Annotated in this window: 25 protein-coding genes; 14 read left to right on the top strand and 11 right to left on the bottom strand. The window is 50.8% G+C overall.

Features of this window, described 5'->3' with window-relative positions; genetic code table 11:
- The 11 genes from HJG40_RS00135 to HJG40_RS00085 all read left to right on the top strand — a co-directional run bounded on the left by HJG40_RS00135 (position 1) and on the right by HJG40_RS00085 (position 10,914).
- Complete coding sequence (locus tag HJG40_RS00135; protein ID WP_215862325.1) at positions 1-240, top strand: nucleotidyltransferase domain-containing protein; 240 nt, start codon at positions 1-3, stop codon at positions 238-240.
- Positions 240-1,706 (top strand): flippase, encoded by a 1,467-nt coding sequence (locus tag HJG40_RS00130; RefSeq protein WP_215862324.1) that lies wholly within the window; start codon positions 240-242, stop codon positions 1,704-1,706. Before HJG40_RS00135 ends, HJG40_RS00130 begins: the two co-directional genes overlap by 1 nt.
- 112 nt (positions 1,707-1,818) lie before the next feature.
- On the top strand, positions 1,819-2,877 hold the full coding sequence (locus tag HJG40_RS00125) for a glycosyltransferase (protein WP_215862323.1): 1,059 nt from the start codon (positions 1,819-1,821) through the stop codon (positions 2,875-2,877).
- Positions 2,874-3,962: a glycosyltransferase family 4 protein gene (locus HJG40_RS00120; RefSeq protein ID WP_215862322.1), complete on the top strand. Its 1,089-nt coding sequence runs from the start codon at positions 2,874-2,876 to the stop codon at positions 3,960-3,962. Before HJG40_RS00125 ends, HJG40_RS00120 begins: the two co-directional genes overlap by 4 nt.
- Complete coding sequence (locus HJG40_RS00115; RefSeq protein WP_215862321.1) at positions 3,949-4,941, top strand: glycosyltransferase family 2 protein; 993 nt, start codon at positions 3,949-3,951, stop codon at positions 4,939-4,941. Before HJG40_RS00120 ends, HJG40_RS00115 begins: the two co-directional genes overlap by 14 nt.
- A gap of 248 nt (positions 4,942-5,189) precedes the next feature.
- Positions 5,190-6,224 carry an O-antigen ligase family protein gene (locus HJG40_RS00110; protein ID WP_215862320.1) on the top strand — a complete coding sequence of 345 codons (1,035 nt, stop codon included), beginning with the start codon at positions 5,190-5,192 and terminating at the stop codon, positions 6,222-6,224.
- Between the two features lie 61 nt (positions 6,225-6,285).
- Positions 6,286-7,218 carry a glycosyltransferase family 2 protein gene (locus HJG40_RS00105; protein WP_215862319.1) on the top strand — a complete coding sequence of 311 codons (933 nt, stop codon included), beginning with the start codon at positions 6,286-6,288 and terminating at the stop codon, positions 7,216-7,218.
- 9 nt (positions 7,219-7,227) lie between these two features.
- Positions 7,228-8,154, top strand: coding sequence for a glycosyltransferase family 2 protein (locus HJG40_RS00100; protein ID WP_215862318.1), 927 nt, complete (start codon positions 7,228-7,230; stop codon positions 8,152-8,154).
- A 145-nt stretch (positions 8,155-8,299) separates the two neighbouring features.
- Positions 8,300-8,602, top strand: a complete 303-nt coding sequence (locus tag HJG40_RS00095) for a BrnT family toxin (RefSeq protein WP_215862317.1) — start codon at positions 8,300-8,302, stop codon at positions 8,600-8,602.
- Positions 8,586-8,861, top strand: a complete 276-nt coding sequence (locus tag HJG40_RS00090; RefSeq protein WP_215862316.1) for a BrnA antitoxin family protein — start codon at positions 8,586-8,588, stop codon at positions 8,859-8,861. The genes HJG40_RS00095 and HJG40_RS00090 overlap by 17 nt, the downstream gene beginning before the upstream one ends.
- Positions 8,824-10,914, top strand: a complete 2,091-nt coding sequence (locus tag HJG40_RS00085; RefSeq protein ID WP_226856767.1) for an O-antigen ligase family protein — start codon at positions 8,824-8,826, stop codon at positions 10,912-10,914. Before HJG40_RS00090 ends, HJG40_RS00085 begins: the two co-directional genes overlap by 38 nt.
- A 12-nt stretch (positions 10,915-10,926) precedes the next feature.
- Here the strand turns inward: HJG40_RS00085 and HJG40_RS00080 are convergent, their stop codons facing one another.
- The 4 genes from HJG40_RS00080 to HJG40_RS00065 are packed head-to-tail and all read right to left on the bottom strand — an operon-like array spanning position 10,927 to position 16,305.
- Positions 10,927-11,703: a tyrosine-protein phosphatase gene (locus tag HJG40_RS00080; protein ID WP_215862315.1), complete on the bottom strand. Its 777-nt coding sequence runs from the start codon at positions 11,701-11,703 to the stop codon at positions 10,927-10,929.
- Positions 11,694-14,168, bottom strand: coding sequence for a polysaccharide biosynthesis tyrosine autokinase (locus tag HJG40_RS00075; RefSeq protein ID WP_215862314.1), 2,475 nt, complete (start codon positions 14,166-14,168; stop codon positions 11,694-11,696). Before HJG40_RS00075 ends, HJG40_RS00080 begins: the two co-directional genes overlap by 10 nt.
- A gap of 10 nt (positions 14,169-14,178) precedes the next feature.
- Complete coding sequence (locus tag HJG40_RS00070) at positions 14,179-15,264, bottom strand: polysaccharide biosynthesis/export family protein (protein ID WP_368355854.1); 1,086 nt, start codon at positions 15,262-15,264, stop codon at positions 14,179-14,181.
- 12 nt (positions 15,265-15,276) lie between these two features.
- Positions 15,277-16,305 carry a phosphatase PAP2 family protein gene (locus HJG40_RS00065; RefSeq protein WP_215862313.1) on the bottom strand — a complete coding sequence of 343 codons (1,029 nt, stop codon included), beginning with the start codon at positions 16,303-16,305 and terminating at the stop codon, positions 15,277-15,279.
- A gap of 230 nt (positions 16,306-16,535) precedes the next feature.
- Here HJG40_RS00065 and HJG40_RS00060 point away from each other — a divergent pair, with 230 nt between their 5' ends.
- Positions 16,536-16,940 carry a truncated hemoglobin gene (locus HJG40_RS00060; RefSeq protein ID WP_215862312.1) on the top strand — a complete coding sequence of 135 codons (405 nt, stop codon included), beginning with the start codon at positions 16,536-16,538 and terminating at the stop codon, positions 16,938-16,940.
- On the opposite strand, the gene ilvA is transcribed toward HJG40_RS00060, so the two are convergent.
- Genes ilvA through HJG40_RS00040 form a run of 4 tightly spaced genes read right to left on the bottom strand, consistent with a single transcriptional unit; the run spans position 16,937 to position 20,002 of the window.
- Positions 16,937-18,463 carry a threonine ammonia-lyase, biosynthetic gene (gene ilvA, locus HJG40_RS00055; RefSeq protein ID WP_215862311.1) on the bottom strand — a complete coding sequence of 509 codons (1,527 nt, stop codon included), beginning with the start codon at positions 18,461-18,463 and terminating at the stop codon, positions 16,937-16,939. The genes HJG40_RS00060 and ilvA overlap by 4 nt on opposite strands.
- Positions 18,460-18,831, bottom strand: coding sequence for a winged helix-turn-helix domain-containing protein (locus HJG40_RS00050; protein ID WP_215862310.1), 372 nt, complete (start codon positions 18,829-18,831; stop codon positions 18,460-18,462). The genes ilvA and HJG40_RS00050 overlap by 4 nt, the downstream gene beginning before the upstream one ends.
- A complete protein-coding gene (locus HJG40_RS00045) occupies positions 18,828-19,790 on the bottom strand; it encodes a YheT family hydrolase (protein ID WP_226856766.1) in 963 nt (320 codons plus the stop codon). The genes HJG40_RS00050 and HJG40_RS00045 overlap by 4 nt, the downstream gene beginning before the upstream one ends.
- A gap of 2 nt (positions 19,791-19,792) precedes the next feature.
- Positions 19,793-20,002, bottom strand: coding sequence for a (2Fe-2S)-binding protein (locus tag HJG40_RS00040; RefSeq protein WP_024893851.1), 210 nt, complete (start codon positions 20,000-20,002; stop codon positions 19,793-19,795).
- Positions 20,003-20,276: 274 nt separating this feature from the next.
- Here HJG40_RS00040 and HJG40_RS00035 point away from each other — a divergent pair, with 274 nt between their 5' ends.
- Both HJG40_RS00035 and HJG40_RS00030 read left to right on the top strand, forming a co-directional pair.
- On the top strand, positions 20,277-21,053 hold the full coding sequence (locus HJG40_RS00035; RefSeq protein ID WP_215862308.1) for a GNAT family N-acetyltransferase: 777 nt from the start codon (positions 20,277-20,279) through the stop codon (positions 21,051-21,053).
- A complete protein-coding gene (locus HJG40_RS00030; RefSeq protein WP_215862307.1) occupies positions 21,050-21,958 on the top strand; it encodes a lysophospholipid acyltransferase family protein in 909 nt (302 codons plus the stop codon). The genes HJG40_RS00035 and HJG40_RS00030 overlap by 4 nt, the downstream gene beginning before the upstream one ends.
- Positions 21,959-22,089: 131 nt before the next feature.
- Here HJG40_RS00030 and hemE read toward each other — a convergent pair whose 3' ends face one another.
- The 3 genes from hemE to HJG40_RS00015 all read right to left on the bottom strand — a co-directional run.
- Positions 22,090-23,166, bottom strand: coding sequence for a uroporphyrinogen decarboxylase (gene hemE / locus HJG40_RS00025; protein ID WP_215862306.1), 1,077 nt, complete (start codon positions 23,164-23,166; stop codon positions 22,090-22,092).
- Between the two features lie 5 nt (positions 23,167-23,171).
- Positions 23,172-24,569 (bottom strand): glutamate synthase small subunit GltD family protein, encoded by a 1,398-nt coding sequence (locus HJG40_RS00020; protein ID WP_215862305.1) that lies wholly within the window; start codon positions 24,567-24,569, stop codon positions 23,172-23,174.
- A 27-nt stretch (positions 24,570-24,596) separates the two neighbouring features.
- The coding region (locus tag HJG40_RS00015) for a GltB/FmdC/FwdC-like GXGXG domain-containing protein (protein WP_497006467.1) at positions 24,597-25,273 on the bottom strand (677 nt) is incomplete at its 5' end.

The raw sequence follows: 25,273 nt of genomic DNA, 5'->3' as shown, positions 1-25,273 counted from the left end.
ATGCGCCCCAGCCTCGAACAAATCGCCATCATCCGCCAGAGCGCGGCAGAAAGCTTCGGCCCAGAAGCCCGCGTCTGGCTCTTCGGTTCGCGGGTGGATGACAGCAAGCGGGGCGGCGACATCGATCTGCTCGTTCAGACGCGCGCGCTGTCGGCCGACGCTGCATTGCGGCGCAAAATACGCATGCTTGGTCTGCTCGAATCCCGCATCGGTTATGCAAGAACTTGCCGGCTCAGGTAATGAGTATTAAGCGAAATACCTTTTATAACCTTTTTGGCCAGCTTACGCCGCTAGGGGTTTCGCTGGTCACGGTACCCCTCTACCTGCATGCCATCGGTGAGGCGCGGTATGGGGTGCTGGCCATCATCTGGTTGTTTACGGGCTACTTCGGTTTTTTTGAAATGGGTCTCTCGCGCGCCAGTGCATATCATCTGGCCCGCCAGCATAGCGAAACACCTGCGGTGCGTAGTACAACCTTCTGGACTGCGTTCTGGCTCAATCTGTCTTTTGGTCTTATTGGTGCAGTCTTGCTCTATGCAGTGGCGCAGCCGGTGTTCACCCATTTATTTCATATTTCCGACACTATGCGCCGCAGCGTGCTTGCCAGCTTTCCTTGGATTGCTGCGGCTCTACCGATCTCAACTGTAAGTGGTGTGCTGGCGGGGTCGCTGGAAGCACGAGAGCGCTTCGCATACATGAACCTCATAGGGGTGTTCAACACAGCTGTGACCCAGGTTGGCCCTCTTCTGGTGGCGGTGTTCATTAGTCCCGAATTGGCTTGGCTGATTCCCGCCGTGGTACTCGCTCGTGCTTCCGGTCTGTTACTGCAGTTTATTGGAGTATGGCGCTTTTTGCCCATTGTGCCTGCTGCATTGTTTAATAAGAAACAAGCACGTACCCTATTCAGCTATGGAGGCTGGATTTCCATTTCTAACATCGTCGGACCGGTGCTTGTCACTTTCGATCGTATGTTGATCGGCGTTTTACTGAGTATGCAAGCCGTTACCTACTACACTGTGCCTTATAATCTGGTTAACCGGGTTTCAATTCTTCCCGGCGCCCTGTCCACTAGTTTATTTCCCCGTTTTTCGAGTGCCGAAAGCAAGGTGGGTAAGAATTTAGCGGAGCGCAGCTTGCATCTGTTGATCGCCATCATGACGCCCATCACAGTAATTGGTATCACACTTCTTCCACTTTTCCTGACGTACTGGATCAGCCCGGAGTTTTCCCAGCATGGAGCTGTGGTAGGCATGATTTTGCTCGCGGGGATTTGGATAAACGGGTTGGCCTTTATTCCCTATGGATTGCTTCAGGGACAAGGTCGCCCGGATATTACCGCGAAACTACATCTTCTGGAACTACCATTTTTTTTGGTACTACTCTGGGGCGGTATTCACTGGCTAGGTCTGGTGGGGGCAGCACTGGCCTGGAGCATACGGGTGGCGGCAGATGCGTTGCTGCTCTTTTATTTTGCGAAGCTTCCTTTGCGCTTGCGTTATGCGTTTCCCGCTTTTGTAATGATGGGCTGTGCCGCTGTGGTCGCACCGCAAACCACGTTCTCGACCCAAAGCCTTTGGGCCGCTCTTTTGACAATGTTAAGTATGATCTGGGCATTAGGAATCGCGCCAGAATTACGGCATCTGTTGCTCCGCTTTATGCATAGCCTGCGTCACTTCTCTCTAGTGCAAGCTTGGAAAAAATTATGAAATACACCAATGATGTGCGGTATATAATAAATGATTGTTGTATGATTATAAATAAAAAATTTATAATTTATAAAGATATATTTTATATAATAAAAAAAAGTAAGGATTCAATATGAAATCTGATACTTTTTTGCCTATATCTGTTGCAATGGCTACATATAATGGGGAAAGATTTATAAAAGACCAGTTAAAAAGCATTGCATCACAAACATTGTTACCCATCGAGTTAGTTATTACCGATGATGGATCATCAGATGAAACATGCGTTATTATTAGTGAATTCGCGAAAATATCCCCTTTCCCTGTACGCCTTTACCTTAACGAAAAAAAACTTGGTTATAGGGATAACTTCATAAAAGCAGCATATCTATGTACGGGGGATTTGATAGCGTTCAGTGATCAGGATGATATATGGGATAATGATAAGCTGAAGATTCAACATCAGTATTTCAGCGATCCAAAAGTTGCGATGGTTAGTCATCCTTATCAGGTTATGGATACAGAAGGTCGATGCACAAATATAGTTTTTCCGAAGATGAAAAGCATAAAAGAGTATTCCGCAGCAGATTTTAATCCATTTTTTAGCTATTATGGTATGACGTTAATGTTTCGTAAAGAAATTCTCCCATCGCCTGAATGCATCAATAAAAGACCTATTGACCACAACACATTCGAACACTTGATGTCTCATGACCAGTGGATACCGTTTCTGGCTATTTCCAGTCAGATGGTTGTCTTTTTGCCAAAAGCGCTAACACGTTATAGGCAGCATAATAATAATACGGCTGGCCCCCAACCATATGTTACGTATCTAGATCGGCTATTGAAACTCGCATTTTCACAGTCATCAGAAAATGATTACAAATTATACTGCAAGTTATCGCTTTCTTTATTAGAGCGGGTTGATTCACTGATGTCTGGTTGTCAGTCTAGTACCACAGCAACATACAATAATGTTGAGAGAACTATCGATTTTTATAAATGGTTGTCGGAAAAATATAGTTTGCGTGCTGCTATGTATGACCTTACTCTTACGCGATTAGAAAGATTATCCTTGTTCTTAAAGGCGCTTTTCTCTGGCGCCTACAAAAAAAGGACGAAAGGACTCTTCGGGATTACTGGAGCAGTCAAGGATCTAATTAATATCTGCTCTATAGGTGTTTTACGATGAATATTACATTTGTTCTGCCCGTTGCGGCAATCCATCCAGTTGGTGGCATAAAGGTTGTCTATGAATATGCCAATCACCTAGTTTGTCGTGGTCATAGTGTGACTATAGTGCACCCTGCTATTTTACAGATTGATACTCCCTGGAGTGACTTGCCAAAAAAAATGGTACGCTACGTTCAGCGTGTGGTTGACAAAAGCTATATCCCAAAAAATTGGTTCAACATGGATAAACGTGTCAAGATGCAATGGGTTTTGTCTCTCAAGGAAACAAATATTCCTGATGCAGACGTTGTTATTGCTACAGCATGGCAAACAGCGGAATGGGTTCAGTCCTACGGCCCCATGAAGGGGGTTAAATATTATCTTATTCAGGACTACGAACATTATATGACTGTTGATTCGGAAACCCGAGAACGTATTGCAGCAACCTATAATAGTGAGATGCATAACATCGTAATATCGGCTGCCTGCCATGATATGGTTAAGGGGTGTGGCGCAGAAGTAGAAGCCTATGTACCTAACGGGATTGATTTTGAAACGTATAAACTGAAGACAGATTTTGGAAGCACAGAGAGACGCGCCATCGGCTTCCCATCTCGCCCGGAAAAATTTAAAGGTACGCGTGACGCCGTTGCTGCATTGGACGATGTACGTAAAAAACTCGGTGACAATATCACTGCTTGGTCTTTCGGCGGGCGCAAGCCGGATTATTTTCCCAGTTGGATAAGCTATTATGAACGGCCATCTGATGACCTTCTTTGCGATCTATATAATTCATCCGCTATTTTTGTGACCGCCTCCCACTACGAGGGCTGGGGACTTCCTGGGGCAGAGGCGATGTCCTGCGGAGCGGCATTGGCATCCACCGAGCACGGGGGTGTCCGCGCATACGCGGAGCATGGACAGACAGCGCTTTTGAGTGCGCCCAAAGATATCGATGCCTTGGCCGGAAATATTTGCCGTCTTCTTGAGAGTCCGAACCTGCGGCAGATCATTGCGCAAGCCGGTTATCAACATATTCAGCAATTCTCCTGGGAAAAGGCTACTGATTCTCTTGAGGCGGCCTTATCCCATGAAGGGAAATGACGTGAAGGAATGTCCCACGGTCTGCATTATTCTCCTCAACTGGCACGGTTGGCGGGATACTATCGCCTGTCTGGATTCCTTGTTGTCGCTCGATTATGACGATTACCGCGTGTTGGTCGTGGAGAATGGTTCCACAGATGATTCTGTCGAGCGCATCCGCGCTGCACATCCCGAAGTTCCACTCATAGAAACGGGTCGTAACCTTGGCTTCTCCGGTGGCTGCAATGTCGGTATCCGCCGTGCGATGGAAGACGGCGCTGATTATGTTTGGCTCTTGAACAATGATACCAAAGCAGAGCCAAACGCATTGAAGGCTATGGTATCAGTCGCTGAGGCTAACCCTAAGGTTGGTGCAGTTGGCTCTGTACTGTACTATCTTGATCACACTGATCAAATTCAAGCTTGGGGTGGTGGTACAATTTCTTTCTTGACGGTACGCAGTCACCATTACCTTGAACGTGTTTCAGATGACAAGCTTCACTTTTTGACAGGTGCTAGCCTTCTTTTACGGCGTAGCACACTGGATCAAGTAGGATTACTGGATGAAAAAAATTTTTTCATGTACTGGGAAGACTCTGATCTATCATTTCGGTTGCGGAAGTTTGGTTGGAGCCTTGCTGTTGCGCATCAGTCTATCGTTTTTCATAGAGAACACGCTTCTACTTGCAAGGGCAGTCCTTTGTTAGACTTTTATTTCAATGAGTCAGCCGCCATATTTTTCCGCCGTTATGCATCCATCGCGGCATGGCCTATTTTAATTGGCACTTTTGGCCGTTTGGGCAAGCGAGTGTTGCGAAGAAACCCTTCCGGTTTTATTGCTACTTTGCGTGGCACTAAATCGGGGCTTAAAAAGCAGGTTAAAAAAGCCATGATTTTCATCGAAAAAATTAAAATTTATTTAATTTTTAATCATATATATAGTATCTTGAGGCATCATGAATTCAGCCGTGCATGTTTTTTAAAGGCGCATTTATCATGAGGGGTAATTTATCTTTTAAAAGTATAAAAATTTCTATAGTGCTTTCTTTTTTTGCATTTATTATATGGATCCTATACTATTTTAACGCGTTACCTTTGTATCTGGAATTGTTGATATTCCATAAAAAAGTTTTGTCGGTTTCTGTTTTAATGGTAGTTTGGTTGTTAACAATGTTAACAGAGATAATGATAAGGAATAAATTCAAATTTACTGTGAAGCACGCCCTATTATTTGTACTGATTTTATACATGAGTATAACAACAATTATTCATTGCCTTCTTTCCCCAAACTTGATAAGCATAATTGGACTGAGTGCCTTTGGATCAATAGTTTTTAATATTGCCCTGTTATTGATTTTGTTGTTACAAATGGTGATACCGGGTGCGCTTTCGCAAAAATATCTATATAAAACTTTTTTTGTTTTTTCCGTGCCCGTTGTATTCTTCGGTTTGATTCAGATTATTGATGGTTATAATCAAATAACTATAACGATTTTTAATGAATATGTAAAAAATGTTCCTTATGATTTTTATGGGTTCAATCGGCCATACTCATTATTCACTCAATCATCAAATTTTGGTTGGTTTATGGCATTTTTGTCTGGCATTCTGTGGTTATTGATTAAGAAATCAAAGGATCATATAGAAATTTTATTACTCATTTTTTTTATGATCATTTCAATGTCGGCAAATGTGCTATCATTTACTCGTGTGTCAATAATGGCGATGTTGTTTATTTTTGTTTTCCTTTGGCTCAATAATGATGTTGCCAGATTAAAAGAAAAATCATTATTTCTGCCGTTTTATTTTTTGGGCGCTACCTTGCTTATTTTATTTTTTGCGGGTGAAGTTTCAGCAATTTTAAAACTCTTTTTAGGGGTTTTATCAAGTTCAAAATCTACCACAATCCGTGTCGATGAGCTGATTTATTATTTGAAAATTTATGATGGCAGCAGTTGGTGGAAAATATTAATAGGCATTGGTCCGATTGTTGATTCTATACCGGGAAAGACAAAAATGTTTATAGATAATACCTATTTGTATATCCTTCTTCATCAGGGATTGATTGGTTTATTGCTTTGGTTTTCTACGACCTTAATAATATGGAGAGATATGTATCGTACTTCTAAACGAGAGTCTGGGATTTTCCGAAAAGCTATAGTTGCCTATTGGTCAACTTGGTTGGCAGTAGGAGTTTTTGCAACTGATCTAAGTGGTTATATCTTAATGGCTATTCTTTTTTACATGCTCAAACCAGCTCCTCTGGCCATGGATGATAGGTAATGTTTTTCAGATGAAAGTGCAAAAAATTTAAAGAGGTTTTACATTTTTCTTGGGGGTTAAAATGAATATGCCAATAGTTGACATTATTTTGGCTACATTTAACGGTGAGTCATATATAGATGCATTATTAGATTCCATATTTAATCAAACATATATCGCATGGCGATTGTTAATTAGGGATGATTGTTCCAGTGACGCTACCGTAACAATAATAAAATCGTTTGCAGATAAATACCCAGAAAAGATTGTTGTTCTGGACAACAAAAATATAAGATTGGGGGTTGTTGGTAATTTTAATGCATTGCTTAATAAAAGTTCAGCACGTTATATTATGTTTGCTGATCAAGATGATATATGGCTGCCTCATAAAATTGAACTTACTTTATCTAAGGCCATAGAAAGTGATAATCATGATAATGTGCCACTATTAGTTCATACCGATCTTTGTGTCGTTGATAAAAACCTTATCCAGCTATCTAAGTCATTTTGGTCTTATCAGGCGATTGATCCTGCACGTGCTGTTAAACTAAAAGACGTCATGATACAAAATGTTGTGACAGGATGTACTATGCTGATTAATAGAAGCCTGGCTGAAATATCTATGCCGATACCGAGTGAATCAAAGATGCACGATTGGTGGATTGCGATGGTTGCTTCGGCTTTTGGTAAAATTGAATTTATACCTGAATCCACGATCCTATATAGGCAGCATGGTAAGAATGATACGGGTGCTAAACGATGGAATTTATATAATTCATTTAAATATATATTTTTAGGTAGAAAGTTGCACCAAAGAATAATAGACACTGAGAATCAAGCGTTAATTTTCTTGAGAGCCTATCAGGATAGATTAACAAATCAGCAAGCTGTCACACTTCAGATGTTTGGAACGTTGGATGAAAAGAATTTTTTTGTCCGTAGATTCATCGCTCTTGGGCTAGGCTTGCGAAAACATAAGATATTACGCAGCATTGGCTTATATGTATTTATGTAGTGCTATATAATGTCAGCTAAAAAAATTGCAGCAGTCATCCCCACCCTCAACGGAGGGCCAGTGTCGCATTGTTGCCTGGAGATGTTATCTAACCAGTTACTTCAACCCGATTTCGTGTTGGTTGTGGACTCTGGCTCAACCGACGGCACTGACGTTGCAGCCCAAGATGCCGGATTTGATTTGCTGCGTATCAGCAAACACGAATTTGACCATGGTGGCACACGACAGATGGCTGCTGCGCGTTTGAATGGCTTTGATGTGCTGGTTTATCTCACCCAGGATGCGGTGCTCGCAGATGCCAATGCGCTCAAGCAATTAGTGACTGCTTTTGCAGACCCCAAGGTGGGTACTGCTTATGGTCGCCAGTTGCCTAGACCAGAAGCCGATCCTATTGAAGCACATGCACGGATTTTTAATTATCCCCCTCAATCCAACATCCGTACCCTCGATGACAAGACGACGTTGGGCATTAAGGCGGCTTTTACGTCCAATTCCTTTGCAGCTTATCGTACGGAAGCGCTCATGGCCGTAGGTGGTTTTCCTGAAAAACTCATTCTGGGTGAGGACATGGTGGTGGCGGCAAGGATGCTGCAGGCGGGGTGGTCTGTTGCCTATGTAGCAGAGGCACAGGTGTATCATTCTCACGGCTATACCATAGCGCAGGAGTTCAAACGCTATTTTGATATTGGCGTCATGCATCAGGATCAAGCGTGGATATTGCGGGAGTTTGGTAAGCCCGAAGGAGAAGGGGGTCGGTTTGTTCGATCCGAGTTGGCTTACCTAAAAAAACAAGCTCCCTTTTTATTGCCCGCAGCGTTTCTGCGGACTATGGCCAAGTATGCGGGCTATAAACTGGGTCAACACGCACTTTCATTGCCGTTGTCACTTCGGCGTAAGTTGAGCATGCATAGGTCTTATTGGAAAGAATATAGGTGAATGTTTTGAGTCTTATTTAGACAAGTCAGCGCATGATTATGATCAGGTGTTGCCTTTTCCCTTGCGCTGGGAACCAGGGGGTGGTTGCCGGTTCACACATTTAACGCATGTTGTCGACCTTGGTATATGTTGATAATATACAAAGATGATCCATTGGGCACAAATTACGGGTTTTGACTGGGACGAAGGCAACTCCCGCAAGAATGCGGAAAAACATGGGGTTAGTCAGTCCGAAGCGGAAAGCCTCTTTTTTAATGAGCCACTTTTGGTGCAGGAAGATGCCAGGCACAGCCAGACAGAAGCCCGATACCACGCCTTGGGTGAAACTGATGATGCAAGATGTCTGCATATCACTTTTACCGTGAGACAAGGCGGCACACTGATTCGAGTGATTTCCGCTCGTGATATGCACCGCAAAGAGAGGACCATTTATGAGCAATCTAAATAAGAAACCTGAATTCAAAACTGAGGTGGAAGAACGGGAGTTCTGGGAAAGCCATGACTCTGCCGATTATTTAGACTGGAGCCATGCCCAGCGTGCATCTTTTCCCAAACTGAAGCCCTCTACCAAAACCATATCATTGCGTTTACCCGAGGCGTTGCTGGACCGTATCAAAATCGAAGCCAACAAACGTGATATGCCCTATCAATCACTCATCAAGGTGTGGCTTGCAGACGACGTCAGCGAAAGACGCCGGGCGGATTGATTTGCTACCATCTGCGAGACTGTCATCCTGGTTTTATGCCATTCCGCCTTTTATGGCCTACCTGCTTTCGTGGTATTACAACGGACAAGTCATTCCGCTATTAGCTGCCTGCACCTTGGTTATGCTGGCTTGGGGTGTTTGGGTCTGGTGGCCGCGTTTGCGGGCCGGTCTGCCTTGGCCAAAGAGTTTTCTGCCGATATTTATGCCGTTGTGGTTTTTGTGGTTTGGGGTGACCCTGTTCTGGAGTGGTGTGCCCTACAGTAGCTGGTTTTATTTTTGGACACTGGGTTCCTTGCCGCTGGCCTTTTCCATTTGGGTGACTATGCCCGATGCCGTACAGGAGCGCGCCTGGAAGTGGTTTTGGTGGGGCGCGGTGGGCAGTGCTTGGGTGTTGAGTGGTATAGCACTGTGGCAAACTTATTCTGGCATGCAGCATGGAGTTGACTCATTTGCTTTGCGTTCGCTGGGTCCGCTTATGGATACCAACAGTTTTGCCGCTTGGCTGAATTTATTGTTTTTTCCTGTTGTCGCGGTTTATTTCGTGCGGGATTCAAAAAGGTTAGATGGTTTTCTGACGCGGCGTGTAGATTTACCGAGTCTTTTTTATTTGCTGACATTAACCCTTTTACTTTTAGCCTTTTTTTCGACGTATAGCCGTGGCGGTTTTTTGGCCTGGATATGCACTTTACCCTTTTTAATCATTGGGCTGAGAAAAACGCGTAACTTTTTGAGCCGGTTAATGCTTTTGTTCGGCTTGGCATTCATTGCTTTCATGTTTTATAGTTTTATTCATAATTTCAGTATGTTCCCGCATTTATCACCACATTTCATTGCCAATAATGCAGCCACTGTTTCTCGTGCTCTGATGTGGATTGCTACCTGGCACATTTTCCTCAGCCATCCTTGGCTGGGTACGGGGCTGGGCAGTTATTTTCTCTACTATCCGGCCTACCGTTTGCCCGGTGAGCTGGCTTCTGCGGGTACCTATGCCCATAACGATTATATTGAGTATCTGGCCGAAGGTGGTTTGATTAATCTAGGTTTTCTGCTGGCTTTTGCGGGTACCCTGATGTATGCCCTCTATAAGCTGCTTTACAAGGCCGGAAAATCCCTGCAGTTGCCCGATGATCGTCGTCTGGAGGCGTTAGGTTTGGTGTTGGGGGTGTTTGCTATTACTGGACATGCTTTGGGCAACTTCATTTTTTACAACTTGCCTCTGAGTGTGCTGGCGGGTCTGTTTTTGGCGCGGGCCTGGCGCATTTATGGTTATCACGGCGACACCCAGCCCCTGTTGCCACGCTTGGGCATCAATCATGGGGTGATTGCCCAGATAGTCTTGATTGTTGGTGTTTTGGTGGCGTCCTGGAACCTGCTAGCGGACGGGGCGACTTACGTCTTGTTTAGTGATAATGGCTGGCTGAATCGAATGATTCCCAACAATAATCAGCGCGCCATTTTTTTGATGAAGGCCGCAAACTGGATAACCGTTGCGCGGCTACTGGCCACCCAGCCCCATGTGTATCTGGCCAATGCATATTTAACCCTGGCCGATCAGGACAAGGCCCTGGGTGTTGACCGTCGAAAAGTGCTCATCAAAAGCGCGTTGCAGCAATATGAACAGGGGCTGGTGGGCATTCCGCGTCAGTCCGGGGTGTTGAGTTCCATCGGCGACATTTATCTCAGTCAGGGTGCGCTGCTGGGTTTGGATAAAACGCAGGCAAAGCGGCAGACTTTAATGGCTTGGCGTCAGGGTTTGGCCATTAACCCCGAGAGTGTGAATTTGCGCAATCAGATTGCTCAGTTGGCGGATGTGCAGGCAGGGCATGTGCAGGCTGGAGTGGATTTTTTGCGCGCCGGGCTAAAGCGCCCCCTGTTTCCCTACCCGCGCAGTAACTTGCAACTGGACATTGCCCTAACCCAATGGCGGGCTGGAGAGCATGCTGCCGCAGAGCGTACTCTGCTGCAGTTGTTGCGCGAAAACCCCGCGTATACGCCAGCCGTTACCTGGTTAATGTCCATACACCGGCAAACGGGTCGGTACCCGAAGTCTTGAAGATTTTTGTCATCAAAGGCTGTTTGCTGCGCTCAATGAGGCAAGGGCCGAATTGATGGGTACCCCGCGTTTGGTCAGCGTGCTCAGGCCGGGGCGCATATAGCGTTCCAGTTGTTCCACCCGGTGCAGGTCGGTGCCCCAGAGTGTGGGTAGGTTTTGTGCCAGCAGGTGACGTGCCAGGGTTTGTGGATGGGGTCCATATTGACCGACCAGGCTGCCGATGTCGCATTGTAACCAGGCGCCCGTATGCTGGATTTTTTCAAGCCAGGCAGCGGGTTGCTGCTGGACGTAACGGTATCGTTCAACATGGGCCAGGACTGGCTGATAACCGGCGCGCTGTAATTCGATGAGGATGTCCGTGCCAACAGGGCTGGGCATGAGGACCGGGAATTCCACCAGAACCACTTTCTGTTCACCCAGTGGTAAATAAAGCAGATTATGCTCCGTAATGGCCGTCAGCATACTTTCATCGGCAAAATATTCGGCGGCCAGATGCAGGACAAAATCTCCTGATACCTGTTGCTGGAGTTCTGCAAAGGCTTTGCGCAATCCTTGGGGGTGGTTGTCGTAGGCGCCGGGGTAAATATGTGGAGTCAGCACTGCGCCGCCATAGCCCAATTGCTGCAGGCCGGAGATAGCTTGACGGGTTTCTTCCAGCGTACGAAGTCCATCGTCCACACCGGGCAGAAGGTGGCAATGAAAGTCCCAGCGTGGAGCAGTCTCCGGCGCAGATTCCGGGCTTTGCCGCGCAAAGCGCCCCGACCAGAGACGCGACAGATTCAACCCCATAACTTCCGGAGCCAGCCGCGCAGTTTTTTCTGCCAGCGTTTTTCAGGGCGGGTTTCGCCGTAGTGGTATCCGTATCCATAACCATAGCTGGCATTGACGCGGACCCCATTGATGATGACGCCTAAGGGCTTTTCGAGGTTGATCAGCCCTTGCAGGTGCTCTTTGAAAGCTTTGCGGGGTGTGGCATGTACGCGGGCAACCGTGAGGATACGGTCTGCCTGACTACCCAAAAGCAGAGCATCGCCCACCATGGGAAAAGGTGGAGTATCCAGCAGAATGTAATCATAGGACTGGCGCATTTCCTGCAAAATTTCAGCAAACCGGTGCCTGCCCAGATATTCGCTGGGGTTTGGCGGCGTATTGCCTGCAGTGATCAGGTCCATATGGAGTGCCTGAATGGGGCGTACCGCTTCCTGCCAGGAATGCTGACCGGACAAAACATCGACAATGCCCGGTGTCTGGGCGATGCGAAACATTTCGTGGCTGTGCGGCTTGCGCAAGTCTGCATCCATGATCAGCACTTTTTTGCCATCCTGGGCGATGGCCGCACCCAGTTGATAGGCGACGGTACTTTTCCCGTCCTTGGGTGTGGCCGAGGCAATCATCAGGATTTGCCCGGAGCTTTGCCCGGCTGCCAGATAAACATTACTCCGCAGCAGACGCACTGCCTCACCAAATCCCGAACGCGCATCGGGCAGCTCAAATTGCTTCGATGCATTGAACGATTTTTCTTCAGCGGGCAGAAAACCGTACACCGGCAGAAACGGATAAAGATGCTGTATTTCTTCATCGGAGCGGAAGCTGGTCAGTAAAAGGAATCTTCCCAGTACCAGCGCCATCCCCAAAAAAGCACCCAGTAATCCAAACAGGATGACGGTTTTTTTGCCTTTGGGCGAGACGGGGAGGTTGTGTACCAGGGCGGTATCCAGTATCCGGTTGCGGGTAATGGTGCTGGCCTTCTGAATGGCGGATTCTTCCTGTTTTTGCAGGAGGAACATATACAATTTGCCCAAAACCTCGCTGGAGCGGGTGAGGGAGATGACTTTCAGTTCGGCCTTGGGAAATTTGCTCATTTTGCTTTGATATTGGCTGAGCAGTGCGTCCAGAGACTGTAATTGCTGCTGGGCGGTTTGAGCCTGATTGTCGATGAGGTTATGAATGGCCGACTGGATGGAGTGGATTTCTGCAAGTACCTGAATGACTTGCGGTGCTGCCGGGGTGTAGATTTTTTCCAGTGAAGTGAGCTTGGTCTGCGCGGCGGCCAGGCGTCCGCTCAACTGATTCAGGACCGGGTTATCAATGCTGTTGAGAATGTACGGGTTGATGGCTGCCTGCGGTGCAGAAAGTTGTTGGCGCAGTTGCTGCAGGGTATGCAGTTGCAGCTCGATTTTGGAACGTTGCGTTTCGTAGTCGGCCTCCTGTTTGATCATGGCCTGTGCGCCGGCAGAAACCGCAATGACACCCGTATGTGCCTGATAATGCGCAAGGCTGGCATCGGCTGCCGAAAGCGCGGTGCGGATTTTGTGCATTTGGGTGCTGAGATAATCAAAGCTGGCACCGGCCTGTCCGGTAGCCCAGGCGTGGGTTTTGTCCAGATAGGTTTGCATGAGTGTCTGGACAAACTGTTGGGCAGCAAAAGGATCGGTGTTCTGGTAATGCACGTTAACAATATAGGTGGTTTCCGCACTGCTTCCGGAGCCGCCGCCTAACTGATTGACGCCCAGCGCACCGCTTTTGATCATGGCATTATAAACTTCGCGCGGAGTCTGTATGCGTAAATGGTATAAAGTATGGGCGGGAGGGGTGTAGTGGGGGCGGATCGCCTGAAGTTTCAGACGGATTCCGGGGCCAATGGCATCTTGCCCAAGCTGACCCTGCAGTACCACTTGCTTGTTTTTCAGTATCTGGTAATGGCCGTTTGCAGAAAAAAGCACGTCGAGTTTTTGCTTGTTCAGTGCAGGGCTGGTGACATCAGCGAGTGTGGCATGGAGTCCGGTAGACGGTGCTGCGTAGATGGACAGGGAGCGACCGCCCAGCAGCCAGTTCCAGAAACGCTGGTCTGTTGCTGCACCGTCCGGCCATACCTGAGCATTGAGCCCGCTGTCGAGAATCGCCTCTTCAACAAAATCCCGGCTGCGCACAATGTTGACCTGAGTGGCCATACTGGAGCCTTGCATGAGCCCGGAAAGCAACGAAAATCCACTGAGCGCGCTGGAGGAGAGTGATTGGCTTTTTTCTGCACTTCCCAGATACAGGGAGCCGCTGGCATCAAAAACTGGTTGGGCAAACAGGACAAAGACAATCGCCAGAAAGGCGGCGGCACCACCAAGATAGACGGGTAGGCGCCAGCCCGCTCTGAGCGACTGGAAAAGGGCGCCAAGCTCGATTTCGTCGCTGCTTTCCCGCATGGCTTCAAGGTTTGCGCTGCTGCGCGCTGGTTGCTGTGCTGAGGTATGATCCGTCACAAATATTTTCCTATTGCTGCAAGTATTTGATGGACACAAAGGGATTCAGGATATCGCCAACAGCCTGTAACGAGGGCAACAGTAATTGAATGGTCTGATTCCAACTGCTGACTGTTGTTTGCGGTACGAAAACAATATCTCCGGATTTGAGATAGAAAGGCGCGGCTTTGCCTTCCAGAATGCGTCTTGCATTGATGACATAAAATTGTCCGCTGGCGCCCTCTGAACGAATGACGCGTACTTCGCTGAGCTGTGCGGTGGTCAGGCTATTGGTATTCATGCCTGCGTCAGAAATAGCTTGTAACAGACTCAGACGACCATTGGGAAAAGGTACCGGACCGGGTTTGTTGACCGCGCCGAATACATAAACCCGCATGGTGCTGGTACTGGGGATGACAACAGTATCCCCGGTTTTCAGAGGGATATTTTGCTGCAGATCGCCGGCCAGAATCAGTTTATGGAAGTTGATGGGCAGTTTCTGACCATTTTGTACCACATAGGCACTGCGCAAGTCGGCATCAGTCAGGTTGATTGAGCCGCCCAACGCCATGGCCTCCAGCAAGTTGAGCGGTCGGTCGGAATAGACCAGGCCGGGTTTGATGAATTCTCCCAACAGGTAATAGCGGATACTGTGCGCAACCTGCAGCTGTACGCTGACCTTGGGGTCAATGATGTAATGGGCATAAAGATGGCTGAGATGGGCCTGCAGTTGCTTGGTGGTCATGCCGGCCACGTGCACGACGCCCAGCAGGGGAAGCTGGATATTGCCATCATTGGTAACAATGGCCCCTGCCAGCCCAACGGAACTTCCCACGGGCGCGGGAATGGACAGTTCGGGATGGAGATACACCGAGACGGATACCACATCACCTGCACCCAGATGGTAGGTGATGTTTTGGTGCAGCAAACGCGCCATGGCGGCACGGGAAAGATGGTCTTCGTGCTGGGACAGTACGGCAGAGGGGAGCTTTTGCGGGACTCGCTGGTAAGGACTGGCGTTGGGTCCATCGGTCATGATGGCGCAACCGGAGAGGATGGCGCTGGTCATGGCGATCATCAGGGGTACTTTTACCCATTGTTTATTCAGTATTTTCACAAGCGTTTCCCGTTAAAATTTGCCATAAAATCCTACGCCATCGCCAAACAGCATGAAGCCGTAATTACTGTTGGGAAATAACCGATTGGTCAGGTCTGCCGTCAGCCAGCCGACAAAACCACCGGCAACAACATCTGAGGCCCAGTGGCCATTGACCGCAATAATGCGGCTGATCCCTACAAGAACAGGCAGACTGTACAGCCAGGGGAGATGGTAGTTTTGTGCGTAGGGGGTAATGAGCGCGAAGGCGATGGCGGTGTGGCCGGAGGGGAAGGAGGCGGTGTTGCCGGTGCCGCCACGGAAAATAAAACTGGTGTCGAAGAGCGTGTACCGTGAGCTGAAGGGATGAAAGCTCATGGAATTGCTATTGGGGCCACTGGGTCTGGTTCTGCCAAATGCATATTTCAGCGCAAAAACCTCTACGGTGGTGGCTGCTGCTGCGGTTAAGGCAACACTGGAAGTGTGTGCCAGCTTGGCGCTGGCCCAAGGGCTTTGAAACCAGGTGGTTCCGGCGAATATGGCGGCGCTGTCGGTAATGACATCCGCAAAATTCAGGGCGATATGCTTACGGACCTTGTAGCTGATATGGGTTTCTGCGTATTGATTGATGCCATGATCAAACGCAAATGTAACGCCGGTTGCCACAACGCCAATGCCCAGTACGCCGAGTGGTGTGTCATACCAGGGCCAGGGTTTTTTGGCAGAAGGGAGAGAAAGACTTTCTGGAGAAGGCAGAAGCGCGTGCGGCGAAGATTGCAGTTCCTGTTCCAGAGGCTGATTCCACCAGGGAGGCACGGATGATGACTGCGGCACTATGCTATGGCTTTCGGTAATAGCAGATTGGCTGGAAGTGCGACTGGGCAGGGTCGCTGCTGGCTGATCATAGGACGCCGGAGCGAGACCCGCTGCAATGAGTTTTGGGCTGGGGGCCTGCCCATAAGGATAAGTTGCCATCCAGGCAAGATTTTCCGCAGAGGCTAAGCCCGTTCCTGCCAGCGAGGTCAAAACAGTGCAGAGGCATAAACATATTTTACGGCGCATAAGTGTTTATTCCTTGGTAACACATGGTTATGTTCTGGTAATAAAAAATAACCATTACTTATTGAATTTATTGATATTTTTATTATGTCGTGAATTTCCGTGTTAGGCAATGCTGATCAATCTAACCTTCTGCAGCTTGCCTGATCTGGATGGGCTTGGGCTGCAACGCGTTCTGCTTTCCATGAAAATTCTGCTAAGATCCTTTGATCAAAGCATTTCGGATGAACCCAATGGAAACCAGCACCCCCCCCAAGCGGCGGCTTGAGCCGCTCTGCGATAAAATATCCCTGCCGGTGATTCGCGTGGTGGTGGATGACTTTTATAATCGCATTCAGGTGCATCCGACTCTGGCCGAGCCCTTTTCCATTGTGCAGGACTGGGATTTGCACAAGGATCGTCTGGTGCATTACTGGTGGACGGTTTCGGGTGGGCTGCCCTACAAGGAGTACCGCTATGCGCTGGGGGACAAGCACGCCCCGGTGGGTGTTACCAACCCTTTAGTGGATGACTGGCTGGCTTTGTTTCACGAGACCATGCTGGACCACATGGACGCGGATTTAGCCAAACGCTGGCACGGGATGGCCGCTGGCATCGGCGAGTCCCTACGCTTAATGTTCGCGCCTCGCGAGAATTAAACCGGGGCGTCACCCTGGTCCAGGAAAAAGCGGTAGGCGGGATTGCTGCTTTCGGAAAAATGCGGATAGCCTACCTTGCTGAGCATTGCTTCAAAGCGCTGCAAATCCGTATCAGGGACTTCAAAACCAGCCAGGACGCGCCCCAGGTCAACGCCGTTATTCCGGTAATGAAACAGGCTGATATTCCACTGCCCGCCCAGTTTTTCCAGAAATTCCATGAGGGCCCCCGGCCTTTCCGGGAACTCAAATCGGTAGATGCGTTCGCTTTGCGCTTCGCTGGCATGGCCACCAACCATGTGGCGAATGTGCAGCTTGGCCATTTCGTCATCGCTGAGGTCTAGGGCTTTATGCCCGCTTTCCTGTAATTGCCGGAGGAGGGCTGCGGCGTCTTCCCGATTGCGAATGGCGACACCCACAAAAATATGGGCACAATCCCGGCGGTGCAGCCGATAGTTGAATTCGGTGACGACGCGTTGGCCAATAGCCGTACAAAAGTCCCGGAAGGCACCGGGCGTTTCCGGAATGGTGACGGCAAATAGGGCTTCCCGGGCTTCGCCCAGTTCGGCGCGCTCGGCAATGAAGCCCAACCGGTCAAAATTCATGTTGGCGCCGGAAAGCAGAGCGACCCAGGCCCCACCCCGACCGGGGTCTTCAGCCGCCTTGCGTTTCAGCCCGGCAAGGGCAAGTGCCCCGGCAGGTTCCATGATGGAACGGGTTTCATCAAACACATCCTTGATGGCGGCGCAAATTTCATCATTACTGACCCGGACGACCTCGTCCACATATTGCTGGCAGAGGGCGAAGGTATGTTCACCGACCTGTTTGACGGCCACACCGTCGGCGAAAATGCCCACCTGGGGCAGCACGACCCGTTTCCCGGCCTGGAGGGACTGATACATGGCATCGGCTTCAAAGGGCTCGACGCCAATGACGCGAATTTCCGGGACAATGGACTTGAGGTAGGCGGCTACCCCGGCGATCAGCCCACCCCCACCAACGGGCACAAAAATCGCCTCCAGACCAGCACCCCGCTGCCGCAATATTTCTGCCCCTACGGTTCCCTGTCCGGCGATGACCAGAGGATCATCAAAGGGCGGGATAAATACCATGCCCGATTGCTGCATCAGTTGGAAACAGTGGGTCTGGGCGTCCGAAAAGTTATCGCCGTGCAAAATCACTTCTGCGCCCCGTGCCCGCACCGCATTGACCTTGATTTCGGGCGTGGTGGCGGGCATGACAATGATGGCACGAATGCCCAGTTTCTGGGCGGAGTAGGCGACCCCCTGAGCATGGTTGCCCGCGCTGGCGGTAATGACGCCGGCAGCTTTTTCAGCGGCGGAAAGCTGGGCAATTTTGTTGTAGGCACCGCGTAACTTGAAGCTGAATACCGGTTGCAGGTCTTCGCGCTTGAACAGAACCTCGCGCTGCAGGCGTGCACTCAACTTGGGTGCGGCTTCCAGCGGGGTCTCCCGGGCAACATCATAAACCCGGCTGCAGAGTACTTCCCGAAGCAGGTTTTTCACGATTTTGGCTGCTCCCGGGGCTGGAGTTGCATGATTTTGCGGAATTCGGCAATGTCCGGAGCCAGTACGGCATTGGCTTTTTCTTCCATGGCTTCATAGCGGCGCAGCACTTCCGCACCCATTTCCGTCAGATGCGCACCGCCGCCGTGACTGCCGCCGGTAGCGGTGCTGACTACGGGCGTAATAAAGCTGTGATTCATGGTATCTACCAATAACCAGGCGCGTCGGTAGCTCATGTGCATACAGCGGGCCGCAGCGGAAATGGAGCCGGTTTCGCGGATATGGCGCAGTAACTCAGCTTTGCCGGGGCCAATGGCGATGGCTTCTGCCAGTAAAACCCGCAGGCGTGGTTGCAGATGATCGCTCATGCGCTGTTCCTCCCGTCAAAATAATCCAGCAATGTGTGTGGTAACCAGTCCAGGCGTCCGGGAAAAGGTCCGGACATGAACCCCACATGCCCCCCATGTGGGGTGACGCAGGGCGTTATCGCCGGACTCAATAGGGCCGAACGAACGCTGGCTATGGGTACAATCGGATCATCCGCGCTGTTGAGCAGCAGGGTAGGCACGGTAATATGACGAAGCAGGGGGGCAGATGATCCTTCTTCCCAAAAGCTTTGTGCGCCTGCGAAACCGTGTACCGGTGCCGTAAAATGTTCGTCAAAATCATACAGGTTTTTGGCAGAAAAAACCTGTGACCAATCTGCCAGTTCTGGATAGCGTCGCTGCAAGCGGCGTACGCTTTGTTTCATGTTTGTCAGAAAGTAACGATTGTAAAAACGGATGTTGCCTTTCTGCAGAAATTCCGCAGTCGCTACCAGATCAATAGGGGCACAGACGCCAGCGGCTTTGCTGAGAACCGCGTTGGCGTTGCCCCCCTGTTCACCAAGATATTTCAGAAGGGCATTGCCGCCCAAAGAAACACCCACTGCATAACGATGGCGATCGGGCAGGATCTTTGCAACCTTTTCTAGCATCCAGGCAATTTCGGCACTGTCGCCAGCGTGATAACTGCGCGGCAGGCGATTGTCGATGCCACCGCAGCCACGAAAATTAATGAAGCAGCCGCCCCACCCCCTGTGACGCAGGGCACTTGCCAGCGCCAGCGCATAATGACCCCGTGAGCTGCTACCCAGGCCATGAAACAAAATGACGACGGGCGCGTTGGGAGGGGCGTCTATCCAATCGACGGCTACTTGATCATGATCGGGTGTGGTCCAGATTTCACGACGCAGGGGAACTTTGCCGGAGCGGGCGAAAAAGGGCGCCCAGATAGTCTGCTGATGCCCACCCCGGGACCACCAGGGTGGTTGAAAGTCACAGGACAACTTCAATCTTCGATGTAAGCGTCGTGCTGACGGAGGTAAGCCTCAAGATCGTCAATACAACTTCCGCAACCGCCGCCACAACCGGCGTGGACCATCAGCAGTTCCATGAAAGGTAAAGGTTCAGCGCGTTGGCGCTCCAGAATTTCCATAAAAGTAGCGGCCGAACAACAGCAGTAAGGGCTGTCATCGGCTTCCTCGGGTGCGGCAGACATGGTAAAAACTTCACCTCTCAGCAAGGTACGCTGGAACAATGTTATACAGTAGCCATTGCGGACGCGGGGTGCAAGACTTGGGCGGTGGATTTTTGCAGGAGACCGATTATTTTGCGCTTGGGACTGGTAAAGTCTGAATCATGCTATAAAATGGCCCTATTGGGTGAACTGGATCTTGTTTGTCACAAAAAGTTCATAAAAGTGCCGCACTATTGTCATATTTGTGAGTCATAATAAGGAAGGTTTGCTATCGTTTTTGCACGGAGAGTCCTGCATGTTAAGCACTCAATCTCACGGCAGTACCGATCACGTGACTAAGAAAAAAGATCGTTCCTTGCGACTTTATCTGGCACGCCATCAGGACGAAGTGGAAGCAGCGCAACGTTTACGTTATGAAGTGTTCAGTGCCGAATATGGCGCCCAACTCAGTGGTGAGCCGGGTCTGGACCAGGATGAATATGATCCTTTTTGTGAGCACCTGATTGTAGAGGATGAAAACCGTCAGGAAGTAGTGGGTACTTACCGCCTGTTCCTGCCCGAGAAAGTCCCTTCTGTGGGTCGTTATTATGCTGAGACAGAGTTTGATTTATCCCGTCTGCTCGCCCTGAATAGCCGGATTATGGAGCTGGGTCGTTCTTGCGTGCATCCGGATTATCGTCAGGGCGGGGTGATTGCCCTGCTCTGGTCGGGCCTGGCCGAGGCCATGTCCATGTGGCAGATCGATTACCTGATGGGTTGTGCGAGTGTGCACAGTACGGATGGTCCGGCCCTTGGCGCCCTGTATCAGCAACTTCAGCAATATTTGACCCCGCAGGAACAACGGGTTTTCCCGCTGCGCGAGGTTCCGGGTTTTGACCGGCTGGCAGAGGTGGAAGCTGCTTCTCTGCCTACTCTACTCAAGGGTTATTTGCGGGCCGGTGTCCGGGTGGGGGGAGAGCCTTTCTGGGATCCCCAGTTTCACTGCGCAGATTTTTTTGTGTGGTGTGAAGCCAGCCTCATGACCACGCGTTATCAGCAACGTTTTCTGGAACCGGTGGGCCGCAAAAAATGAGAAGGCGTAAACAAACGCTGGCTCCGGTTCTTATTCATTATCCGGGGCGGCGTTTGCGGCGTATGCGGCCCAATGCCATGCGTCGTTTTTGGCGGATTCCTATGCTGTTGCTTTACCTCTTGTTGGCTTATCCGTTGGCGCTGTGGACTTGTGCCCGCAAAGCCCAGCCTGATGCGTCCAGTTATCGGGCTTTTGCCTGGTGGAGCCGTCGCGCCTTGCGGGTTTTGGGAATTCGTTTGCGAGTGGACGGTAAAATTCCGGTAGAACCCGTACTGATTGCCGCCAACCATGTGTCTTATCTGGATATTCTGGCTCTGGCAACCTTGATTCCCGGCCGTTTTGTAGCGAAAAAGGAAATGCGTGACTGGCCTTTTTTCGGGATCATGGGGGTCTGGCTGGGGACCTTGTTTATTGATCGCAGCGATGCCCGGGCCAGTCAGCGTACCATGCGTCAGGCCAGTGATATTATTCTTGCGGGGACTACCGTTGTGCTGTTTCCGGAAGGAACCACCAGCGACGGTAAATCGGTGGGCGAATTTTATGCCGCGCCTTTTGAAACAGCTGCAGCCGCCAAAGCGGAAACAGTTCCGGTGGCCCTGCGGTATGAGGACGTGCTGCAACCGGGGCAACCTGATGGATTGTGTCCTTTTGTTGGGGACGACAGTTTGTTCGGACATCTCTGGCGGCTGGCCGCTGCCGCACCCTTAACCCTGCGGGTGGAATTTCTCCCTACCTTACCTTCTGAACTGGGACGTCGGCAGCTCGCCCGGCAAACCCGTATGGCAATCAGTGAGGCCTTGCAGCGCATGGAACAGGGGGCTTCGGTGACTTATTTGCAGCCGCGTCGTGGGCGTCATCCGCTGCGCGATGCCTGGGCAGCCTGGCGACGGAGCCACGGTGGCTGAGATTTAACGCTTTTCAACCTAAAAACTGCCGTTGCCGGGGGTGCTTTGCAGCGACTTTTGTTCTGAGCCTTAGAACAACAGGCGAGGAACAACGGAGCAAAAAGCACCCCCGGCAACGGCCGTTTTTAGGTTCAATCTTGAAGGGGCTGCTTTGCAGGGTTCCAGCTATGCACCGTATCCACGAGGGTGGCAACATTCTCTATGGGTGTTTGGGGCGTGATTCCATGTCCCAGATTGAAAATATGACCTGCACCAGCACCATGACTTTCCAGAACCCGTAGAGCTTCCTGCCGAACTCCTTCGGTGCTGCCATACAGAGCAATAGGGTCCATGTTTCCTTGCAGGGCAACCTGTTGACCCAGCCGCTGCCGGGCGACATGCAGTTCCGTACCCCAGTCGAGCCCAATGACATCTGCACCACTGTCGGCCATGGCTTCCAGCCAGTTGCCACCTCCTTTGGTGAATAAGATAACAGGAACCGCCCGGCCGTCTGCTTCGCGGCGCAGGCCGGCAATAATCCGGGTCATATAGGCCAGAGAAAACTCTGCATAGGCGGGAGTGCTGAGGCTGCCGCCCCAGGTATCAAAAAGCATGACAGCCTGGGCACCAGCAGCAATCTGGGCATTCAAATAGGCGGTCACTGAATCGGCAAGGTGCGCCAGCAATTGGTGCAAGGTGGCGGGATCGCTGTAAAGCAGGCTTTTGATATGCATGAAATCACGGCTGCCACGGCCTTCGATCATGTAGCAGGCGAGGGTCCAGGGGCTGCCGGCAAAACCGATGAGGGGTACGCGCCCATCCAGCTCGCGACGAATCAGGCGTACGGCATCCATGACAAAACGCAGTTCATTTTCAGGATCAGGTTGACTGAGACGGGCAATGTCTGCCGCAGAGCGCAAGGGCTTTTCGAAAACCGGGCCTTCTCCTTCCTGAAAACTTAATCCCAGACCCATCACGTAAGGGATGGTGAGAATGTCTGAAAAAAGAATGGCAGCGTCCAGGGGGAAGCGGTCGATGGGTTGTAGTGTGACTTCGCAAGCCAACTCCGGTGTCGTGCAGAGGGTCAGGAAGTCACCCGCCCGGGCGCGGGTGGCGCGGTATTCCGGGAGATAACGTCCCGCCTGTCGCATCAGCCAGACCGGGACCTGATCTACGTTCTGCTGCAGGCAGGCGCGCAGAAAGCGATCATTCTGCAAGGCATAGGCCATAATTCTTAAACTCCCAACTGATCGAGAATACCCTCGGCGGCTTTACGTCCTTCATCCACGGCAGTGACCACCAGATCTGAACCGCGCCGCATGTCGCCACCTGCAAAAATACGGGCATTACTGGTCTGAAATTGGGCATTGGTGCGAATCCGGCCGCGCTCGTCAATTTCAATGCGGTGTTCTCCAAACCAGGAGGCGGGGGAGGGGTCAAAACCAAAGGCAATGATGACCACATCCGCATCCAGAATTTGTTCGGAACCGGGGATGAGTTCGGGGTGACGGCGACCTTTGGCGTCGGGTTCGCCCAGTCGCGTTTCCACCATACGGACAGCCTTTGTACCTTCTTGTTCAGTGCCGATAATTTCGACGGGCTGGCGATTGAAGAGGAATTTCACGCCTTCTTCGCGGGCATTGGCGACTTCCCGTCGGGAGCCAGGCATGTTTTGTTCATCGCGACGATAAGCACAAATGACGCTGCTGGCGCCCTGGCGTATGGCAGTCCGCACACAGTCCATGGCCGTATCGCCACCCCCCAGTACAACGACTTTTTTGCCGGAAAGGTTGATGTAGGGCAAAGTCGGGTCCGGAAGCTGCATCAGATGACGGGTGTTGGCAATCAGATAAGACAATGCCTTGATGACGCCGGGGAGATGCTCACCGGGCAGATTGCCGGTCTTGGCGGTATAGGTGCCCATGCCAAGGAAGACGGCATCAAAGTCTTTCAGCAGTTGTGCCAGGGAAATGTCTTTACCCACTTCCGTACCCAGTTGAAACTTAATGCCCATTTCCTGCAGCAGATCAGCGCGGCGGGCAATGACTTCCTTTTCCAGCTTGAAGGGTGGAATACCAAAAGTCAGCAGCCCACCCACGGCCGGATAACGGTCAAAAACCGTGACCTGGGTGCCGGCACGATTAAGAACATCCGCACAACCCAGCCCTGCGGGTCCGGCGCCGACGACGGCCACCTTTTTACCATTGGGGCTGACGGTACCGGTGCTGGGACGCCAGCCGCGTGCCAGGGCTTCCTCGCTGATGAATCTTTCGAGATTGCCGATGGTGACGGCTCCGTAGCCGTCATTGAGGGTGCAGGCCCCTTCGCAAAGCCGGTCTTGCGGGCAAATGCGTCCGCAGATTTCCGGCAGGGTATTGGTCTGATGGGAAAGTTCTGCCGCTTCTTCAATGCGGTTTTCGACAATCAGCTGCAGCCAGTTGGGAATGTAATTGTGCACTGGGCACTTCCATTCACAATAGGGGTTACCGCAATGCAGGCAGCGATCGGCCTGGAGCTTGGCACTGTCGAGATCAAAACTGGTGTAGATTTCTTTGAACGCTTCGCGGCGTTCTTCTACGTCCAGTTTTTTCGGGTCCTGCCGTGGGTCTTCGATGAAGGCAAAATGGCTCATAATTTTTCCTCGGGATAGCGCTGATAATCAGCTGGCTTCTTCCAGCAGAACATCCAGCTTCGCTGCCTTGGGCACCACGAGCCAGACATCACGAATGAAATGGGACCAGTCTTTCAACAGGCTGGCGGCGTAGCTGCTGCCGGTTTGGGCAACGTGGGTTTCGACATGACGCCGGAGCAGGGCGGCATAGCCGCGCATGGATTCGGTTTCGATGCGGTGGCAGTTGACCAGTTCGCCATTGACCTGATCGGCGAACTGCCGGGCCTGATCGCGGACAAAAGCCAGACCACCCGTCATGCCCGCCCCAAAATTGACACCCACGGCGCCGAGAATGATGACCTGGCCCCCGGTCATGTATTCACAGGCATGATCTCCTGCGCCTTCAATAACGGCAACTGCACCGGAATTGCGCACCGCAAAGCGTTCTCCGGCGCGCCCTGCGGCAAACAGGCGCCCACCTGTGGCACCATACAGGCAGGTATTGCCGACAATGGCCGAGTCCTGGCTGGCATAACTGGTGCCTGTCGGGGGGGCGATGACAATGGTGCCACCGTTCATGGCCTTGCCCACATAATCATTGGCATCCCCATGCAGTTGCAGGGTTACACCCTGCACGCAGAATGCACCAAAAGACTGCCCCGCCGTGCCCGTCAGTTCCACATGAATGCTGTCATCAGGCAGGCCGCTATTACCGTAACGGCGGG

Origin of the sequence: Acidithiobacillus concretivorus, assembly GCF_018853445.1 — a bacterium.
In the GTDB taxonomy this organism is placed as follows: domain Bacteria; phylum Pseudomonadota; class Gammaproteobacteria; order Acidithiobacillales; family Acidithiobacillaceae; genus Acidithiobacillus; species Acidithiobacillus concretivorus.
The sequence above is the reverse complement of the archived record's forward strand: the minus strand, read 5'-3'. Positions and strand labels throughout refer to the sequence as shown.

Coding starts and splice junctions, on each gene's coding strand:
- HJG40_RS00135 (WP_215862325.1), top strand. CDS start 1: ATGCGCCCCAGCCTCGAACAAATCGCCATCATCCGCCAGAGCGCGGCA.
- HJG40_RS00130 (WP_215862324.1), top strand. CDS start 240: ATGAGTATTAAGCGAAATACCTTTTATAACCTTTTTGGCCAGCTTACG.
- HJG40_RS00125 (WP_215862323.1), top strand. CDS start 1,819: ATGAAATCTGATACTTTTTTGCCTATATCTGTTGCAATGGCTACATAT.
- HJG40_RS00120 (WP_215862322.1), top strand. CDS start 2,874: ATGAATATTACATTTGTTCTGCCCGTTGCGGCAATCCATCCAGTTGGT.
- HJG40_RS00115 (WP_215862321.1), top strand. CDS start 3,949: ATGAAGGGAAATGACGTGAAGGAATGTCCCACGGTCTGCATTATTCTC.
- HJG40_RS00110 (WP_215862320.1), top strand. CDS start 5,190: ATGAGTATAACAACAATTATTCATTGCCTTCTTTCCCCAAACTTGATA.
- HJG40_RS00105 (WP_215862319.1), top strand. CDS start 6,286: ATGAATATGCCAATAGTTGACATTATTTTGGCTACATTTAACGGTGAG.
- HJG40_RS00100 (WP_215862318.1), top strand. CDS start 7,228: ATGTCAGCTAAAAAAATTGCAGCAGTCATCCCCACCCTCAACGGAGGG.
- HJG40_RS00095 (WP_215862317.1), top strand. CDS start 8,300: ATGATCCATTGGGCACAAATTACGGGTTTTGACTGGGACGAAGGCAAC.
- HJG40_RS00090 (WP_215862316.1), top strand. CDS start 8,586: ATGAGCAATCTAAATAAGAAACCTGAATTCAAAACTGAGGTGGAAGAA.
- HJG40_RS00080 (WP_215862315.1), bottom strand. CDS start 11,703: ATGGGGTTGAATCTGTCGCGTCTCTGGTCGGGGCGCTTTGCGCGGCAA.
- HJG40_RS00065 (WP_215862313.1), bottom strand. CDS start 16,305: ATGCGCCGTAAAATATGTTTATGCCTCTGCACTGTTTTGACCTCGCTG.
- HJG40_RS00060 (WP_215862312.1), top strand. CDS start 16,536: ATGGAAACCAGCACCCCCCCCAAGCGGCGGCTTGAGCCGCTCTGCGAT.
- HJG40_RS00050 (WP_215862310.1), bottom strand. CDS start 18,831: ATGAGCGATCATCTGCAACCACGCCTGCGGGTTTTACTGGCAGAAGCC.
- HJG40_RS00040 (WP_024893851.1), bottom strand. CDS start 20,002: ATGTCTGCCGCACCCGAGGAAGCCGATGACAGCCCTTACTGCTGTTGT.
- HJG40_RS00035 (WP_215862308.1), top strand. CDS start 20,277: ATGTTAAGCACTCAATCTCACGGCAGTACCGATCACGTGACTAAGAAA.
- HJG40_RS00030 (WP_215862307.1), top strand. CDS start 21,050: ATGAGAAGGCGTAAACAAACGCTGGCTCCGGTTCTTATTCATTATCCG.
- hemE (WP_215862306.1), bottom strand. CDS start 23,166: ATGGCCTATGCCTTGCAGAATGATCGCTTTCTGCGCGCCTGCCTGCAG.
- HJG40_RS00020 (WP_215862305.1), bottom strand. CDS start 24,569: ATGAGCCATTTTGCCTTCATCGAAGACCCACGGCAGGACCCGAAAAAA.